Annotated in this window: 15 protein-coding genes and 2 pseudogenes; 12 read left to right on the plus strand and 5 right to left on the minus strand. The window is 38.3% G+C overall.

All coding sequences use genetic code 11. The features are described from left to right. Nucleotides 1–201: pseudogene (locus tag B5D30_RS12635) on the minus strand (hypothetical protein); the annotation flags it as partial. A 237-nt stretch (nt 202–438) separates the two neighbouring features. Next, the gene (locus B5D30_RS12640) at nt 439–1416 is read right to left on the minus strand and encodes a polyprenyl synthetase family protein (protein WP_078808435.1); all 978 of its coding nucleotides are present in this window, start codon (nt 1414–1416) and stop codon (nt 439–441) included. Between the two features lie 163 nt (nt 1417–1579). On the opposite strand from B5D30_RS12640, the gene B5D30_RS12645 reads away from it, so the two are divergent. The 4 genes from B5D30_RS12645 (at nt 1580) to B5D30_RS12660 (ending at nt 5574) form a co-directional block, all read left to right on the plus strand. Beyond that, on the plus strand, nt 1580–2491 hold the full coding sequence (locus B5D30_RS12645; protein WP_078808436.1) for a prenyltransferase: 912 nt from the start codon (nt 1580–1582) through the stop codon (nt 2489–2491). A gap of 174 nt (nt 2492–2665) precedes the next feature. Beyond that, nucleotides 2666–3385: a 16S rRNA (guanine(527)-N(7))-methyltransferase RsmG gene (gene rsmG / locus B5D30_RS12650; RefSeq protein ID WP_078808437.1), complete on the plus strand. Its 720-nt coding sequence runs from the start codon at nt 2666–2668 to the stop codon at nt 3383–3385. Nucleotides 3386–3932: 547 nt separating this feature from the next. Further along, the gene (locus B5D30_RS12655; RefSeq protein ID WP_078808438.1) at nt 3933–4694 is read left to right on the plus strand and encodes a ParA family protein; all 762 of its coding nucleotides are present in this window, start codon (nt 3933–3935) and stop codon (nt 4692–4694) included. Then, nucleotides 4687–5574, plus strand: a complete 888-nt coding sequence (locus B5D30_RS12660; protein ID WP_078808439.1) for a ParB/RepB/Spo0J family partition protein — start codon at nt 4687–4689, stop codon at nt 5572–5574. Before B5D30_RS12655 ends, B5D30_RS12660 begins: the two co-directional genes overlap by 8 nt. A gap of 53 nt (nt 5575–5627) precedes the next feature. Here B5D30_RS12660 and scrK read toward each other — a convergent pair whose 3' ends face one another. Further along, the gene (gene scrK, locus B5D30_RS12665) at nt 5628–6500 is read right to left on the minus strand and encodes a fructokinase ScrK (RefSeq protein WP_078808440.1); all 873 of its coding nucleotides are present in this window, start codon (nt 6498–6500) and stop codon (nt 5628–5630) included. An 85-nt stretch (nt 6501–6585) separates the two neighbouring features. Next, nucleotides 6586–8487, minus strand: a complete 1902-nt coding sequence (locus B5D30_RS12670; protein ID WP_078808441.1) for a BglG family transcription antiterminator — start codon at nt 8485–8487, stop codon at nt 6586–6588. Nucleotides 8488–8747: 260 nt separating this feature from the next. Between B5D30_RS12670 and B5D30_RS12675 the strand changes: the two genes are divergently transcribed. The 7 genes from B5D30_RS12675 (at nt 8748) to B5D30_RS12700 (ending at nt 14079) form a co-directional block, all read left to right on the plus strand. Beyond that, a complete protein-coding gene (locus B5D30_RS12675; RefSeq protein ID WP_159443340.1) occupies nt 8748–9197 on the plus strand; it encodes a PTS sugar transporter subunit IIA in 450 nt (149 codons plus the stop codon). A 163-nt stretch (nt 9198–9360) separates the two neighbouring features. Next, nucleotides 9361–9516 (plus strand): hypothetical protein, encoded by a 156-nt coding sequence (locus tag B5D30_RS13915; RefSeq protein ID WP_159443341.1) that lies wholly within the window; start codon nt 9361–9363, stop codon nt 9514–9516. 66 nt (nt 9517–9582) lie between these two features. Continuing rightward, complete coding sequence (locus B5D30_RS12680) at nt 9583–9894, plus strand: PTS fructose transporter subunit IIB (protein WP_078808443.1); 312 nt, start codon at nt 9583–9585, stop codon at nt 9892–9894. Between the two features lie 4 nt (nt 9895–9898). Beyond that, complete coding sequence (locus B5D30_RS12685; protein ID WP_078808448.1) at nt 9899–10981, plus strand: PTS fructose transporter subunit IIC; 1083 nt, start codon at nt 9899–9901, stop codon at nt 10979–10981. 14 nt (nt 10982–10995) lie between these two features. Next, entirely contained in the window at nt 10996–11847 is an 852-nt protein-coding gene (locus B5D30_RS12690) for a class II fructose-bisphosphate aldolase (protein WP_078808444.1), read from the plus strand. A gap of 254 nt (nt 11848–12101) precedes the next feature. After that, nucleotides 12102–12995: a ketose-bisphosphate aldolase gene (locus B5D30_RS12695; protein ID WP_078808445.1), complete on the plus strand. Its 894-nt coding sequence runs from the start codon at nt 12102–12104 to the stop codon at nt 12993–12995. A 202-nt stretch (nt 12996–13197) separates the two neighbouring features. Further along, nucleotides 13198–14079 carry a class II fructose-bisphosphate aldolase gene (locus B5D30_RS12700; RefSeq protein WP_078808446.1) on the plus strand — a complete coding sequence of 294 codons (882 nt, stop codon included), beginning with the start codon at nt 13198–13200 and terminating at the stop codon, nt 14077–14079. An 86-nt stretch (nt 14080–14165) separates the two neighbouring features. Here the strand turns inward: B5D30_RS12700 and B5D30_RS12705 are convergent, their stop codons facing one another. Then, nucleotides 14166–14852 (minus strand): GntR family transcriptional regulator, encoded by a 687-nt coding sequence (locus B5D30_RS12705; protein WP_078808447.1) that lies wholly within the window; start codon nt 14850–14852, stop codon nt 14166–14168. Between the two features lie 752 nt (nt 14853–15604). Between B5D30_RS12705 and B5D30_RS12710 the strand changes: the two are divergent. Further along, a pseudogene (locus tag B5D30_RS12710) lies at nt 15605–15909 on the plus strand (xylose isomerase); the annotation flags it as partial.

The raw sequence follows: 15909 nt of genomic DNA on the forward strand, positions 1-15909 counted from the left end.
AGTTCCATGTTTATAGTAATCTGCTGAGCTCTGAAATAGAACCCCACAACTCTCGCAATGCGTAGGAACTTTCGCATATAGCCCATCAATTCTGTTGAATTTTCTATTTTTCTTATCTACCCCTCTAGAAAACCAACGGTCCTTTTCAAATATCAAACTTTCATCTTGAAATCCTAGTAATTCTCTTGTACACTTATCCATGAAGACATCTCCTTTACTGTTGGGTTAGGCACTTACATTGTAAACGAGATGTCTTTTTTTATGCAAAAAAATCGCATGGAATTTTTGTTATTCCACACGATTTAGTATAGAGCCTGAAAACAATAAAGCTCACGTTTTTTACAATTCGTGAGCTTTATTTATTTAATGGCAACACTAAAAACTCACGCTTACCCAAAATTGCTAGTTTTGGCTTAACCGGAGTTTTTAGAGTTCCCCTTAATGACTTCTCCGTAACAATTCTTTTACCATTTTCAAAAGAATTTTTTTCACTTCGCCATTAGGTAATTGTTCAATATCTGCTAAGGCTTTTTCAGAAAAATGTGTTGCCAGTTTTTTACTTTCTGTCACCCCACCATGATTTAATACGAGTTGTTGGACGTTTTTTCTTTCCTCTGCTGTTATTTTTTCACGTCTTTCCAAAAGTTTTTGTAGATTTTCTGTACTATTTGGCAAAGCAAGAATGAGAGGAGCTGTATAAACACCTTTTAGCAAGTCCTCTAATACAGGTTTTTTCAATTCTTTTTCACTGGAAGTATAATCTAAAATATCGTCCAATATTTGAAAACACAGACCGATATTGTAGCCGATTTTTTCAGCAAGCAAAACATTTTCTTTTTCCATGCCACCAAAATAAGCCCCAAGCCGTGCAGAAAGAGCGAAAAGTTCCGCGGTTTTCCCTGTAATCGTTTGAAAATATTCCTCCAAGGAAATATCCGTTTTAAAACGTGTAGACATTTGGTCAAGTTCGCCAAGCAAAATATTTTTCATCGCCCGTGCATTGACCGAAAAGTATTCGCCCAAATCGCCCGATTTCGCAAGCAATTCAAAATAAATGGTAAAGAGGAAATCTCCAGTGTAAACTGCTACATCTTTGCCAAAACGAGACTGAATACTCGAGCAACCACGTCTAAGCGGAGCATCATCAATGATGTCGTCGTGAATAAGTGTTGCCATGTGCAAAATTTCTACACTAGCCGCCAAATACAAAATTTTTCTGCGATTTTCCTGAAATCTGTTGCCAAGGCGAGCAAAATACAACAAAAGCGACGGACGCAACATTTTCCCGCCACCACGCTGAAGTGCAAGGAGTGCATCAGAAATCTCCTGATGTTCTAATACCAAATGTTCTTCAATAATTTTGCGAACCTCTGCTAAATCTTTCTCAATCAAAGGGGGTGCCTGTATATTTTTCATAATAACCTCTCAATTATCTTCTTCCTTACTAGGATAGCATTTTCTTTTGGGAATGAAAAGGAGTAGGCACGGAAGGTGGAAATTTACGAAGATAGATAAGCAATCCTTTTTGCTTTATGTTAAAATAGGGGAAGGATAGATAAAGAAAATGGAAGGAGACTATATGAGCTGGAAAGTATTTTGTGAATTAGTGGAAATGAAAGCTAAGACAGCGAGTGTTTTTCCATTTTTGTTAGGAATGGGGTATAGCTGGTATGCGTATCAACAATTGAATGTTGTACCGCTTTTGATTTATTTTGTGGCGATGTTTTTGTTTAATTGCTTTGTGGATGCGTGGGATAATTATAATGACTATCATCGAGCGGTTGACGTAGAAGATTACAAGCAAAATACCAATATTATCGGACGTGAAAATATTAGTGAATACGTTATGCGTTTTCTCTTGCTCTTTCTTTTTGGTGTCTCTCTTGTTTTAGGTGTGTTAACAAGTCTACTTACAGGTTGGGCAGTGCTTTTTCTGGGGATTTTTTGTTATGCGGTAGGCATTTTTTACTCTGGCGGAACGAAACCTCTTAGCAGTTTGCCACTTGGAGAACTTTTTAGCGGATTGACAATGGGGTTTTTAATTTTTTTGATTTGTGTATATATCAACACTTACCAAGTGTTTGAATGGAATAGTGAGACTTTTTTTAAGACATTTTTGGTGTCCCTTCCCAATACGCTTTTAATTGCGAATCTTATGCTTGCGAACAATACTTGTGATTTAGAAGAAGATGAGCGAAATCATCGTTATACCATTGTTCATTATATTGGCAAGAAAAATGCGTTGATTTGGTGGACTGTGGCAAATGTTGCGGTATTTTTCTTGATTGCACAAGGTGTGTTTTGTCATATTTTACCAAAAATGATGCTTGCAAATTTATTCATGATTCCTTTTGTCTTTCAATTTGTCAAGCCTTATTTAAAAGAGCAAGTGAAACAAACTACTTTTATTTGCTCTGTTAAGATTTTAGCTCTGCTTGCCTTTACGCAATCCTTTTTTCTAGGTATAGGTGCTATTTTGGCACATTTATAGCTGTGGAAAACTAAAGATTTTTCTTGATTTTTCCACATAAAAACTTGTAAGAACGAGCGAAATAACGTATAGTAGAATTAATAAACGATTTTAGAAAATACAATGATTGCCTATACTTTTTGGTAGAAAAAGTAAAATTAAGTAGTCATTTGATATAAATTTGCGAGGAAGAAAATGAACCCTGAACAATTTGTGTCGTATATTGCAGAAAAAGGCATAGAGCTGACAGAAAAACAGCAACGACAATTTGAAGATTATTTCCATTTGCTTGTGGAATGGAATGAAAAAATGAATTTGACGGCGATTACTGAGGAGTCAGAAGTGTATCTCAAGCATTTTGTTGACTCACTTGAACCGCTATTGCGTCATTTTGTGGAAAATAAACCTATTCGACTGGTAGATGTCGGTGCAGGGGCAGGATTTCCGAGTGTTCCGATGAAAATATTAGCACCGAACATTCAGCTTACGATTGTTGACTCGTTGAACAAACGTATTACATTTTTAACAGAATTAGCAAAGAAATTGGAGCTTGAGCAAGTGCAATTTGTTCACGCCAGAGCGGAAGATTTCGGACAGGACAAAAAATTTCGTGAACAATTTGACTTAGTCGTAGCAAGAGCAGTGGCACGCATGAGCGTGCTAAGTGAACTTTGCTTGCCACTTGCCAAAAAAGGCGGGAAATTTATCGCTCTAAAAGCAAGCAAATCAGAGGAAGAACTCCAAGAAGCCAAAAAAGCAATCGCCACACTCGGTGGGAAACTTGGAAAAATAGAACAATACAACTTAGCAACAACAAACGAACAACGCACAATCATTGAAATCGAAAAAAGAAAAGAAACACCAAACAAATATCCAAGAAAAGCAGGACTACCAAACAAAAAGCCAATTGTATAAAAAGCATTGAGCGGAATCGAAACACAAAGTGTTTCAGTGTAGCGAAATGCTTTTGCGAAGTGAGTATTAAGTCTGCAAAGCAGACCGAAACGAAGTTTCGCTTTGAACTTGTTCAAAGTAATACTCGCTGAGCAGTAACCTAAGACAGAACAAAAAACTAACCAACAAAGATCAAAAGCATTGAGCGGAATCGAAATACAAAGTATTTCAGTGTAGCGAAATGCTTTTGCGAAGTGAGTATTAAGTCTGCAAAGCAGACCGAAACGAAGTTTCGCTTTGAACTTGTTCAAAGTAATACTCGCTGAGCAGTAACCTAAGACAGAACAAAAAACTAACCAACAAAGATCAAAAGCATTGAGCGGAATCGAAATACAAAGTATTTCAGTGTAGCGAAATGCTTTTGCGAAGCGAGTATTAAGTCTGCAAAGCAGACCGAAACGAAGTTTCGCTTTGAACTCGTTCAAAGTAATACTCGCTGAGTAGTAACCTAAGAGAGAACCAAACACAAAAGTTCACCAAAACACTAACCAACAAGGAGGAAAAACAAGTGGGAAGAATCATTTCAGTTGCCAACCAAAAAGGTGGGGTAGGGAAAACAACAACGACATTAAATTTAGGTGCTTGTCTTGCTGAAATCGGCAAAAAAGTGCTGATAGTAGATATTGATGCTCAAGGAAACGCAACAAGTGGAATTGGTATTGAAAAAAGTGAGGTACAAGCAAATATTTACGACATACTTATCAACGAGAGACCAATTCAAGAAGTAATTATTCCCACAAATTGTGAGGGGCTTTGGATTGTTCCGGCAACGATTGATTTAGCAGGAGCTGAAATTGAGCTTGGTAGCTCGATTGCACGAGAGGTACGGTTGAAAAATGCACTAATGGAAGTGCGTGATGACTACGACTACATTCTGGTTGATTGCCCGCCAGCTCTTGGGATTTTGACGATTAACGCATTTACGGCAAGTGATTCGATTTTGATTCCTGTTCAGGCAGAATATTTAGCACTGGAGGGATTGACTCAGCTGTTGAAAAACATTAATTTAGTTCGCAAACATTTCAATTCTGAATTGACGATTGAAGGGGTATTGATTACGATGTACGACGGTCGTACCAATTTGAGCGAAGAAGTGGCAGAAGATGTTCGCAAATATTTTCGTGACAAAGTGTATGACACACAAATTCCACGCAATGTTGCACTTGCAGAAGCTCCAAGTAGTGGGTTGAGTATTATTGCATATGATTCCACAAGTAAAGGAGCTCAAATGTACCGTATGCTTGCAAAGGAAGTGATTGCTCATGGCTAAGAAAAAGGCAATGGGGCGAGGGTTAGAAGCGTTGTTTGAAGATGCACCAAGTCTTGAAGAACTTGAGGTTATCGAAACAAACGAGCAAATCATCGACATTCCACTTGTAGATTTGCGTCCAAATCCTTACAATCCACGTAAAACGTTTGATGAAGAAAGTCTTCAAGAACTTGCAAACTCCATTCAACAGGACGGTGTGTTTCAGCCGATTATCGTTAGAAAATCAACGGTAAAAGGCTATGAACTCATTGCGGGAGAACGAAGATTTCGTGCGTCAAAAATTGCAGGTTTAGAAAAAATACCTGCGATTGTGCGGGAATTTACAGAAGATGCCATGATGCAAATTGCGATTTTGGAAAACTTGCAGCGTGAGGATTTGAATCCACTGGAGGAGGCAGAGGCTTATGAAACATTGATGGTTCGCCTCAATTTAACGCAAAACCAAGTGGCAACAAGACTTGGAAAATCTCGTTCAGTTATTGCGAATAAATTGCGTCTGTTGTCCTTGCCAACCGAGGTGAAAAACTGGGTAACCGAAGGAAAAATGACCGATACGCAAGCACGGACGTTGCTAGGACTAAAAGACCGCAAAAAAATCATTCCCCTTGCTGAAAAAGTGATTGCAGAAGGGATAACCGTTCGTGTGCTAGAGCAAATGGTGGCTCAAATCAACGAGGGTGGAGCGAAGAAGAAAACTAAGCCGAGCAAAATGCCCAAACCGCTATACATTCGAGAAAGCGAAGAAATGCTCACGGATAAATTTGGCACAAATGTCAACATTGCAGACAAAGGAAATAAAGGAAAAATCGAAATTGAATATGTATCTGAAAGTGATTTGACACGCATTTTGGATATTTTGGAAATTCGATTGGATAAATAAAAAACGTTAGGAAACACTCTCAATCAAAAGTAATGAGGTTTCCTAACGTTTTTTTATTTGTTCAATTTTTCTAAAGCTAGAGCGAAATTGCCGATAGTTGCACTGGCGTTGTTTTCGATAGCAGGGAGGCAGAGATATTCATCGAGAGTTTCGACTTCCACGTATCCGTTTAGTAAAGTGAGAAACTGAGTTTTCACTTTTTCAAGCAAGCTAGAAGAGACGACACCTCCGCCAAAAATAATTTTCTCTGGTGCGAGTGTTAATGTCGCATTGACCGCAGCTTGTGCGATGTAATAGCTCAAAATATCCCAAACTTTATGCTCAGGTTCGTTTTCGGCAAGTATTTCACCACGAATACCAGTACGTGCCTCTATTGTAGGACCACTTGCTAAGCCTTCCAAGCAATCTTGGTGAAACGGGCAAATTCCTTTGAAATCGTCATCTTCTGGATGACGTTTGACGAAACCATGACCGATTTCAGTATGAGATTTTCCACCGATAAATTGTCCATTTTGAATCGCACCGCCACCAATTCCTGTCCCAATCGTAAAATAGACGAGACTATTTATTGCTTTTTTTGACAATTCCAATTCGCCATAAGCACTTGCGTTTACATCTGTCGTAAAACTGCATGGCACCTTTAGACTTTTTTGGATAGCTCCAAGAATATCTGTATCTGCCCAGTTTTTCTTTGGTGTAGTAGTAATAAAACCGTATTTTTCATGCGTTTCTCTTATTTCAATCGGTCCAAAAGAACCAATTCCGATTGCTTTGACACCAGAGTTAAGGAAAAAATCAATGACTTTTTGAATCGTTTCCTCAGGTGTAGTTGTTGGAAATTGAGTGGTTTCTAAAATTTCTAACTGCTCATTCCCAATAGCACAAACAAATTTTGTACCTCCTGCTTCAATGCTCCCAATTTTCATGTCATGCTCCTTTCGATTTCTTCAAATTTTAATTATATAATATAACTTTTCCTCTTGATTGTATATAGTTTTCAAGAAAATAACCTCACTTTTTATTCTCTTGAAACAACGTCAATAGTTCTTGAAAATTATTTGTCTGAACGATTTTTCTTCGTAATGGTCGGTTGTTTAGCAAAAGAATGAGTTGTTCAAAGAAATCGTCTAGTTCTTTGAGGTCGCATTTTGCAGGAGCGATTAGGAAAATTAATTCCGCTTTTTTTCCGCTTTGATTCCAAGGAATTGCCTTTTCCAGAGAAAGTATGGCGATTTTCGTTTCTTTAAAATAGAAATCAATCGGATGTGGCACAGCAATGCCATTTTGAATATAAGTGTCTTGTATGCGTTCTCTTTTTAAAATAGACGTAAGAAATTTTTCGCCATTTTCGAAATGATTGCATAGAAAACTCAAGGCTTCTTCTTTGTTTTTGAAATTCATTTTTGGGAAAAAGAATTTCTCCGAGAAAAGTTTGGTGCTATTCCTCGTTTGTTTTACTTTTTCCAAAAAGGCATGGATTCGCTTGTTATTGGAGATAAGATGACTTAAATCAATGCTCAAGCAAGGAATACGGGAATGTGTGATTGGAATTGTTGAAATAATAAAATCAACATCTAAATCTTCTTGTATCCTTTTGTATTCAGAAAGCGAGCATTTTTCAAGTGTGATGTTCCATTCTTTAGAGCATAGCTCTGTTTCAAGCAAACGAGCAGTTGCATTCCCACTTCCACAAACTAAAATACCTTTTTGAGTAGAAGTATTTTTTCTTTTCCGCTTAATCGCTGCTTCCACATGAATGGCGAAAAAACTTAAATCATTTTCAGTAAATTGATATGGGAATCTTTCCTGCAACCGAGCGTACGCTGTAAACGTAGCATTATAGCTCAAAGGATAATTTGCTTTGATTTCTTGGGCGATTGGATTGATTTTTGCGTGTTGCATTTGAGCAAGTTGGAGAATACTTGCGATATGCAATGTCAAATCATGCTTTAACACTTCGTCCAGAGTAAGCAGGTACTGATGATTGAAAAAACGATCAATTTCTAAAATGAAACTCTCGGCATATTCTTTTTCACTTGTACTTAGTGCAAGACATTCAAAGCTATTTGCCTGCATATGAGCAAGGATATAGTCGATTTCTTCTTTTGGTAATGTGATCGAACATTCCTCCTCCACTCGTTTGAGGAAAAGCAAAAGCTGCATTTCGTTTGCTGTTGAATGAGTTTCTTTAGTAGTCGTAATCGTATGTGTTGCCAAATTTCTGGAGAGAGAAATGGCGATGTGCAATAAAATATTTTTCTTGTTGTAATCCGTCGTATTTTCCAAAAATGGTGCCAATTCTTCAAAGAAAATTTTTTGTAATTTTTCACAATCTAAGTTATGAAAAATCGCTTGCTCCGCTGAAGTGAATCCCGTGATATAAGTAAAAAAGTTTTTCTCAATTAAAAAATTCACAATGAGCGAACGTTTCTGTTCTTCGTCTCCGTCAATTGAAATCCCCTTATTTCCATGATTGTGAAGAGTTAGCTGGTACTTCCGCAATATTTGACGTAACATTTTTAAATAGGTGTAAATCGTACTATCAGACAATAATAATTCTTGCATTAAATCTTCTATTAAAATTTCTTCTTTCGCTTGCAACAAGATATTCAGTAAATACAGCACTCTCTCCTTTTGTGTATCGAGATTTTCTAGTGAAAGCTCTTGAACAATTTCGTCTGCGATTTTTTCCATATTTGCACGGTTTTCCGCAAGTAAAAAATATCCCTCACCCTTTTTTAGTTTTATTTGCACTCCCTCTTTTTCAAGCTCCTCATTGATCAAACGAATATCTGTCCGCAAAGTACGATCAGAGACAACAAGAGATTTCGTTAAATCAGAGATCGGTAAAGGAGTTTTTGATTGATAAATGGCTAAAAACAATTTATTTAATCTGGAATAATGAAAATACATGACTGTCTCCCTCCCTTACTATTGTAGATAAAATGCTTTTCCTTAATGGTATTATACAAAGAAAATATGTCTAATACTATACAACCATTTTCCGTTTCCAACTGGAAAACGCTAACCTTATTTTTATTTGTTTATTGCGAGATAATCAATTATCAAATCATTTTAGAGGGTCCCACATGAATGACTTGAACGGAAAAATTCAAAGGCACTTGCTTGGAGGTAACGAAAGCAAAGTAAACGAGAAGAGAGGAGGAGAGAAAATGAATTTTACAGAGGAAAATATTTTATTGAATGTAGAGAGAGCTACGAAAGAGGAATTGTTGCAATTTATTTCCGAGTACGCACTTGAAATTGGTGTCGCAACAAATGTAAAAGAGGTAATGGAAGATTTTTTACAGCGTGAAAAAGAAGTTTCAACAGGCTTTACGCATGGGATTGCCATTCCTCATGCCAAAAGTGTTGCTGTAACAAAATGCTTTGTTCTCTACATTCGTACAAAGGAGGGAATTGACTGGGGAACGCTTGATGAAAGTGCGGTAACGGATGTTTTTGCAGTATTTGTACCAAAAGAAAACAGCAGTGCTCTTCATCTAAAAGTAATCAGCTCATTAGCAGAAGAATTAATCGAACCAGAATTTATCGAAGTCATCCGTTGCCTAAATACATCAAGTGAGTTAGCAAATTATCTGAACAAAAAACTACGAAAGTAAACAAGAAAAGCGGAGAGGGGCGTTCAGGAGTTTGTCGCAGTGAACCATGCCATTTACTTGCCTGAAGCTTTAGCTTCAGGTGGCATTGTGAACAGCGACCAAACTCCTGCCCCTCGTAGCTAGGCAAAGAAAAGCGGAGCGGGGCGTTCTGAAGTCTGCAACAGTGAGCCACAGCATTTACTTGCTGGAAACGCAGTTTCCAGTGCTGTTGCGAACAGTTGCCAGACTTCAGCCCCTCGTAGCTAGACAAAGAAAAGCGGAGCGGGGCGTTCAGGAGTTTGCGACAGCGAACCACGTCGTTTATATAATCGAAACGTAAGTTTCGATCGACGTTGAGAGCAGTCGCCCAACTCCTGCCCCTCGTAGCTAGACAAAGGAGAACACCATGAAGATTGTAGGAATTGCTGCTTGTACTTCTGGCATTGCTCATACTTATATGGCAAAAAAATCGTTAGTACAAGCAGGAGAGGCATTAGGTCATGTGATTCATATTGAAACACAAGGAACAATTGGTACAGAAGATGAGTTGACTCAAAAGGAAATTGAGGCAGCAGACGTTGTACTGATTGCAGCAGACATCAAAGTTGGGGGAAAGGAACGTTTTGAGGGGAAAAAAATGGTAGAAATCCCAACGCACGTAGCGATTAAATCTCCCAAGGGCATCATCAAAAAAATCGAAGAAATTTACGGAGGATAAAATGATGTTAAAGAAAATGCAGTTAAAAAAACACGCACTTACAGCGATTTCTTATATGCTTCCATTAGTTGTAACAGCAGGGTTGTTGATTGCGATTGGGAATTTGACGGGTGGAAAAGTTATCGCAGATTATTCTCAATCATACAATATTCCTGATGCTCTGGTGTCTCTTGGAGTGCTGGGAATGGGCTTGCTTTCTCCTGTTATTGCGGGTGCGATAGCGTATTCGATAGCGGATAGACCAGGGATTGCACCGGGATTATTTATGGGGTTAATTGCCAATTCGATTGGAGCAGGATTTCTTGGTGGTATGCTAGGAGGCTTTATTGTTGGTTGGTTTGTCTTAGTCTTAAAAACACATTTACACGTGCCAAAATGGGCGGAGGGCTTAATGCCAATGTTGATTGTCCCTCTAGTTTCTACGGTGATTATAGGGGTGTTAATGTATTTTGTTATTGGCGTTCCGATTGTTTGGGCAACGAAAGCGTTGACGAGCTTTTTAACAGGAATGCAAGGAAGTGGAAAACTTGTTTTTGGTGGCATTATGGGCATAATGGTTGGCTTTGATTTTGGCGGACCAGTGAATAAAGTGGCAAGTCTTTTTGCAGACGGTATGTTGTTAGAAGGAATTTATCAGCCAGAGGCGGTAAAAGTGCTTTGTTCTATGGTGCCACCTTTTGGTGTTACGATTGCTTTAGTGTTATCCAAACTCTTTAGAAAACCGAAATTTAACAAAGAAGAAGAGGACAATATCGGCATTGCTTTTCCAATGGGAATCTGCATGATTACAGAGGGGGTTATTCCGCTGGCAGCCGTAGATCCGCTTAGAATTATCTCCTCTAGCATGGTTGGTTGCATGGTATGCGGTGCGTTTTCAATGATGTTTGACGTAGGAAGTCGTGTACCAAGTGGTGGAATGTTCATTGTTCCAACGATGACAAATGCACCGTTTGCTTTTCTTTCGCTACTATCAGGCTCTCTTGCAATGGGGATTTTACTCTTTGCCATTCGTAAAGAGCCGAGTCAAGAAATGCTTGAGGAAGTTGAAGAAGAAGAGTTAAATCTCTCAGAAATTACGTTTCATTAATCAGGAGGTTGAGCATGTATAGTTCAATGAAAAATATGCTAAAAAAGGCAAATGAAGAAAATTATGCTATTTTAGCAATCAATGCGTTCAATTTAGAAACTTGCAAAGCAGTCATTGAAGCAGCCGAAGAAAATCATGCCCCGATTATCATTGATTTGTTGCAAGAACATTTGCAACATCATATTGATTTTCGCTACATGGCAGACGGACTCATTCAGATGTGTCAAGAGGCAAAAGTAGAAGTGGCGATTAATTTAGACCATGGAAAAGATGTTCCTCATGTAAAGCAAATGTTACAGCAAGGAATGAAAAGTGTCATGATTGATGCCTCAGGCGAGAGCATTGAGGAAAATATCCGAACGACAAAGGAAATCGTTTCACTGGCAGAATGTTTTGCTGCAAGTGTAGAGGCAGAGCTTGGAAAAATGGGGAGCGTTGCTCAGGAAAATTGGACCACGGAGGAAATGTATACCAATCCTCAAGAGGCAATTGATTTTATTCAGCAGACAGGAGTGGATTGCTTGGCAATTTCTTTTGGAACGACACACGGAGAATATCCAGAAGGTTACATTCCGAAGTTTCGTTTTGACATTGTAGAAGAAATCAAGCGTTCTACGTCATTGCCTCTCGTTTTGCACGGTGGAAGTGGTGCAGGCGAAGAAAATATTCGTAAATCCGTTCAAGCGGGGATAAATAAAATCAATGTAGGAACAGATGTTATGAACGCTCAGCGTGAATATGTGAGAAAAGCAATTGAAGAAAATCCATTGATTGAATACCCAACCTTGATTCACGGCACAATTCAAGCAGCCAAAGAAGAAATCAAGCGATACTTAGAAATATCAGGGTCAATCAACAAATCTTAACTAAAAGAAAAGTATAGCGGGGTGTTGAGGAGTTTGAAACAGTGAGTCGTGTCGCTCGAAATTAACGTTGCGAGCGACACGGCGAACAGTCGCAAATGCCTACCCTCGTAGCTAGAAAAACAAAAGCGTAATGGTGCGTTTTGAAGTCTGCAACAGTGAGCCACAGCATTTACTAGCTGGAAACGTAAGTTTCCAGTGCTGTTGCGAACAGTTGCCAGACTTCAGCACCATGTAGCTAGAAAAGGAGAAAAAATATGTTAATCAACATGAATCAAATGCTAGAAGTAGCGAAAAAAGAAAAATTTGCCGTAGGAGCGTTTAATATTTCCGATTTGGCATTGTTTAGAACGGTTGTTGAAACGGCAGAGGCGGAGAATGCACCAGCAATCATAGCCGTTCACCCAACAGAGTTGGCGTATGCCAAAGATGATTTTTTCAAATATGTCGTTGCACGAATTTCTAACAGCAAAATTCCCTTTGTTCTTCATTTAGACCATGGAGATAGTATGCAGTCTGTTTTGCGAGCCATTCGTTGTGGGTTTAGCTCGGTTATGATTGACGGGTCACTTCTTCCATTTGAAGAAAACTTGAAATTGACAAAAGAAGTGGTTGATATTTGCCATGAGTTAAATGTTTCTGTTGAGGGAGAATTAGGTACAATAGGCTCAATGGGGGCAACAATGGAGGAAGGAGTTGAGGGGGTTACTTATACAGATGCGAATGATGCAAAAATATTTGTTGAACAAACGGGAGTGGATACGCTTGCTATCGCAATTGGTACAGCCCATGGCATTTATCCAAAAGGTTTCAAACCAGAGTTGAAAATGGATATTTTAGAGGCAATTAAGGAGAAAATCGAAATTCCGCTTGTTTTACACGGTGGGTCGAATAATCCAGATTATGAAATTCAACAAGCAGTCAAACTAGGAATTTCTAAAGTAAACATCTCGTCTGATTACAAATGTGCTATCTACAAAAAACTGCGTGAAATATTGTCAACGCAAGAAGGTTGGGACCCGAATAATTTATTCCCAGAATGTATTGAAGAAGGGAAAAAAGTAGTCAAACAGAAAATGGAATTATTTGATTCTATCGGGAAAGCTACGTTATATGCCAATATTGACGCTTGGCGATGTGAAAGTTTATAAAGGATACCTCTAAAAATAATGCAAGCCTCTATTTTGTAGGCTTGCTTTTACTTACAATCATGAAAACAAAAGAAAATAATAGTAAAGATTTTCAAAAAGTGCTACAATAGTAAACGTGGATAAGCTTGCCTTATCAAATAAATTTTTGGTTTGAAGATGTTCTCGTCTTTAAAAAACCACAAATCAAGGAGGATATTGTCAAATGGCAGTAGTATCAGCAGAAAAATTCGTTCAAGCAGCTCGTGAAAATGGCTATGCAGTCGGCGGATTTAACACAAACAACATGGAATGGACTCAAGCTATCTTGCGTGCAGCAGAAGCGAAAAAAGCACCAATTTTGGTACAAACATCAATGGGTGCAGCAAAATACATGGGTGGCTACATGGTAGCTCGCAATTTAATTGCAAACCTAGTAGAGTCTATGAAAATCTCAGTTCCAGTAGCAATTCACTTGGATCATGGTCATTACGAAGATGCAAAAGAATGTATCGCTGTTGGATACACATCTGTAATGTATGATGGTTCTCATTTGCCAGTAGAACAAAACTTGAAAGAAGCTCGTGAAATCGTTGAACTTGCTCACTCTAAAGGTGTTTCTGTGGAAGCAGAAGTTGGCTCAATCGGTGGTGAAGAAGACGGAATCGTTGGTGAAGGTGAACTTGCTCCAATTGAAGATGCAGTAGCAATGGTTGAAACTGGTATTGATTTCTTGGCAGCTGGTATTGGAAACATCCATGGCCCATACCCAGAAAACTGGAAAGGTTTGAACCTTGACCACTTGAAGAAATTAACAGATGCAGTTCCAGGATTCCCAATCGTACTTCACGGAGGTTCAGGTATTCCTGATGACCAAATTCAAGATGCGATCAAACTTGGTGTTGCCAAAGTTAACGTAAATACAGAAGCTCAACTTGCTTTCTGTGCAGCAACTCGTAAATTCGTTGACGAGTTCAACGCAAACGAAGCTGAATACATGAAGAAAAAATTATTCGACCCACGTAAATTCTTAGCTCCTGGTGTGCAAGCAATCCAAGACGCTGTGGAAGAACGTATTGAAGTATTTGGTTCTACAAATAAAGCGTAATTTATAAAAAACAATAAAAGCTAGAGAAGTGTGTTTTGCATTTTCTCTAGCTTTTTTGAGATACAAGCCTTACTTTAGAGGTATCCTTAAACAGTTTCAAAATACTCCGCAAACTCCTTTGTCAATCTCTCTAGTAATTCATCAACATTATTCAAATGTTTAGCAACAAATATCTCCACTTTCTCTAGCTGTCGATTTTGGATAATTTCCAAAAGTTCTTCGTGTTCATCTATTCGTTTTTCGACATTGCCAAGCATGATGTCGAGTTTTCTTGCTCGGTTGAATGGATTGCTGAAATTTTGTAGTCTTAGCCAGATTTTTTCTTTCCCAACTGCACTGTAAATCGCTTGATGAAACAAATTGTCTAAGGAGAAAAGCGTGTCAAATTCATCAGGCAAAGTAAGGAGTGTTTTTTGTGCATTGAGAATTTGGATAATTGCCTCTAAGTCTTTCGTATTTAGCTGTTGACAAGCCAAACGAATGATTTCAGTTTCTAATACTTTTCGCATAAATACAACCGTTTTTATAGAGTTAGAATTAATTTTGGTTACAAAAGTTCCCACTTTTGGTCGCACTTCAATCAAACAGTTTTTTTCCAGTAAAATTAACGCTTCACGAACAGGCGTGCGACTAAGGTTTAATTTTTCAGCAATGGCAATTTCGTTAATACGATCATTCGGTCGCAAATAGAATTCGACAATGCTTTCTTGGATAGTTCGGTAAATATACTCTCGATTTGATTCGGTTGAGAGTTTAAATGTTTGTTTTAGCATAAAATTCTCCTTTTTTGTCTAGCTGCGAGGGGCTGGAGGCTGGCAACTGTTCGCAGTGTCGCTCGAAACTAAAGTTTCGATGCTAGTCTTTCAAGAATCTTTGATTCTTAGAAAGACTGTATGCGAAACAAAGTGTAGTAGCAAGGAAACGACACGGCTCACTGTTGCAGACTCCAGAACGCCCCTCTACGCTTTTCTTTTTGTCTAGCTACATAGAGCTGAATTTTGTTGGTATTCCTTGCTATTTACTTATGTATCAGTTCAAATAAACATACAATTATTTATTGGAAAAGTAGTTCTAGCTTGAGTATTTTCCGTTTATAAGGCGAATGGATATGTATATAACTTATTGTCGCTAAAGGTAGTCATTGAATCATTGAGAGTTTCTATGTAAAGGTTATTCAAATAATAAACGTAGACTATTTAGTAATCCGAGTATAGTACGATTTAAAAGGGAGTTCAAGATGAAATTAAATTTTGTCACATTTGTCCACCAATAATGTCACTATTGTCTATTTTCTTCTGTCAAAAAAAGAGATAAGATGTATATATGAAAAAGAAAACGATTGCAATTGTGGTTATGTAATCAAATTATTCGACAGCGTGCTTTCAAAAAAAAAAGAAAAGCGAGCGGGGCGTTCAGGAGTTTGCGACAGCGAACCATGTCGTTTATTTACTCGCAACGCTAGTTGCGAGCGACATTGAGAGCAGTTGCCAGCCCCTCGTAGCTAGAAAAAAGAGGAGGACAAAAAATGTCTTATTTTCCAAATGTAGAAAAAATTAAGTTTGAGGGGACTGCGAGCGAAAATCCATTTGCTTTTCGTCATTACAATCCCGAGGAAGTCGTTTTGGGTAAAACGCAAAGGGAACATCTTCGATTTGCTCTTGCATACTGGCATACAATGACCCAAGACGGAAGTGACCCGTTCGGTTTGCCGACCAATCAGCGTACTTGGTTTGGGGCAACAGCTATGGAAACGGCGAAAAATCGTGTGGATGCGTTCTTTGAAATTTTGGAAAAACTAGATGTCGATTATTTCTGTTTCCATGATATTGA

The sequence above is a fragment of the Pilibacter termitis genome, assembly GCF_900167335.1.
Taxonomy (GTDB): domain Bacteria; phylum Bacillota; class Bacilli; order Lactobacillales; family Streptococcaceae; genus Pilibacter; species Pilibacter termitis.

What these genes read in the sequence shown, in the direction of transcription:
- B5D30_RS12685 (WP_078808448.1), top strand. Translation starts at nt 9,899, where the DNA reads ATGTTAAAGAAAATGCAGTTAAAAAAACACGCACTTACAGCGATTTCT.
- B5D30_RS12645 (WP_078808436.1), top strand. Translation starts at nt 1,580, where the DNA reads ATGAGCTGGAAAGTATTTTGTGAATTAGTGGAAATGAAAGCTAAGACA.
- B5D30_RS12675 (WP_159443340.1), top strand. Translation starts at nt 8,748, where the DNA reads ATGAATTTTACAGAGGAAAATATTTTATTGAATGTAGAGAGAGCTACG.
- scrK (WP_078808440.1), bottom strand. Translation starts at nt 6,500, where the DNA reads ATGAAAATTGGGAGCATTGAAGCAGGAGGTACAAAATTTGTTTGTGCT.
- B5D30_RS12695 (WP_078808445.1), top strand. Translation starts at nt 12,102, where the DNA reads ATGTTAATCAACATGAATCAAATGCTAGAAGTAGCGAAAAAAGAAAAA.
- B5D30_RS12705 (WP_078808447.1), bottom strand. Translation starts at nt 14,852, where the DNA reads ATGCTAAAACAAACATTTAAACTCTCAACCGAATCAAATCGAGAGTAT.
- B5D30_RS12640 (WP_078808435.1), bottom strand. Translation starts at nt 1,416, where the DNA reads ATGAAAAATATACAGGCACCCCCTTTGATTGAGAAAGATTTAGCAGAG.
- B5D30_RS12690 (WP_078808444.1), top strand. Translation starts at nt 10,996, where the DNA reads ATGTATAGTTCAATGAAAAATATGCTAAAAAAGGCAAATGAAGAAAAT.
- B5D30_RS12660 (WP_078808439.1), top strand. Translation starts at nt 4,687, where the DNA reads ATGGCTAAGAAAAAGGCAATGGGGCGAGGGTTAGAAGCGTTGTTTGAA.
- B5D30_RS12670 (WP_078808441.1), bottom strand. Translation starts at nt 8,487, where the DNA reads ATGTATTTTCATTATTCCAGATTAAATAAATTGTTTTTAGCCATTTAT.
- B5D30_RS12680 (WP_078808443.1), top strand. Translation starts at nt 9,583, where the DNA reads ATGAAGATTGTAGGAATTGCTGCTTGTACTTCTGGCATTGCTCATACT.
- B5D30_RS12700 (WP_078808446.1), top strand. Translation starts at nt 13,198, where the DNA reads ATGGCAGTAGTATCAGCAGAAAAATTCGTTCAAGCAGCTCGTGAAAAT.
- rsmG (WP_078808437.1), top strand. Translation starts at nt 2,666, where the DNA reads ATGAACCCTGAACAATTTGTGTCGTATATTGCAGAAAAAGGCATAGAG.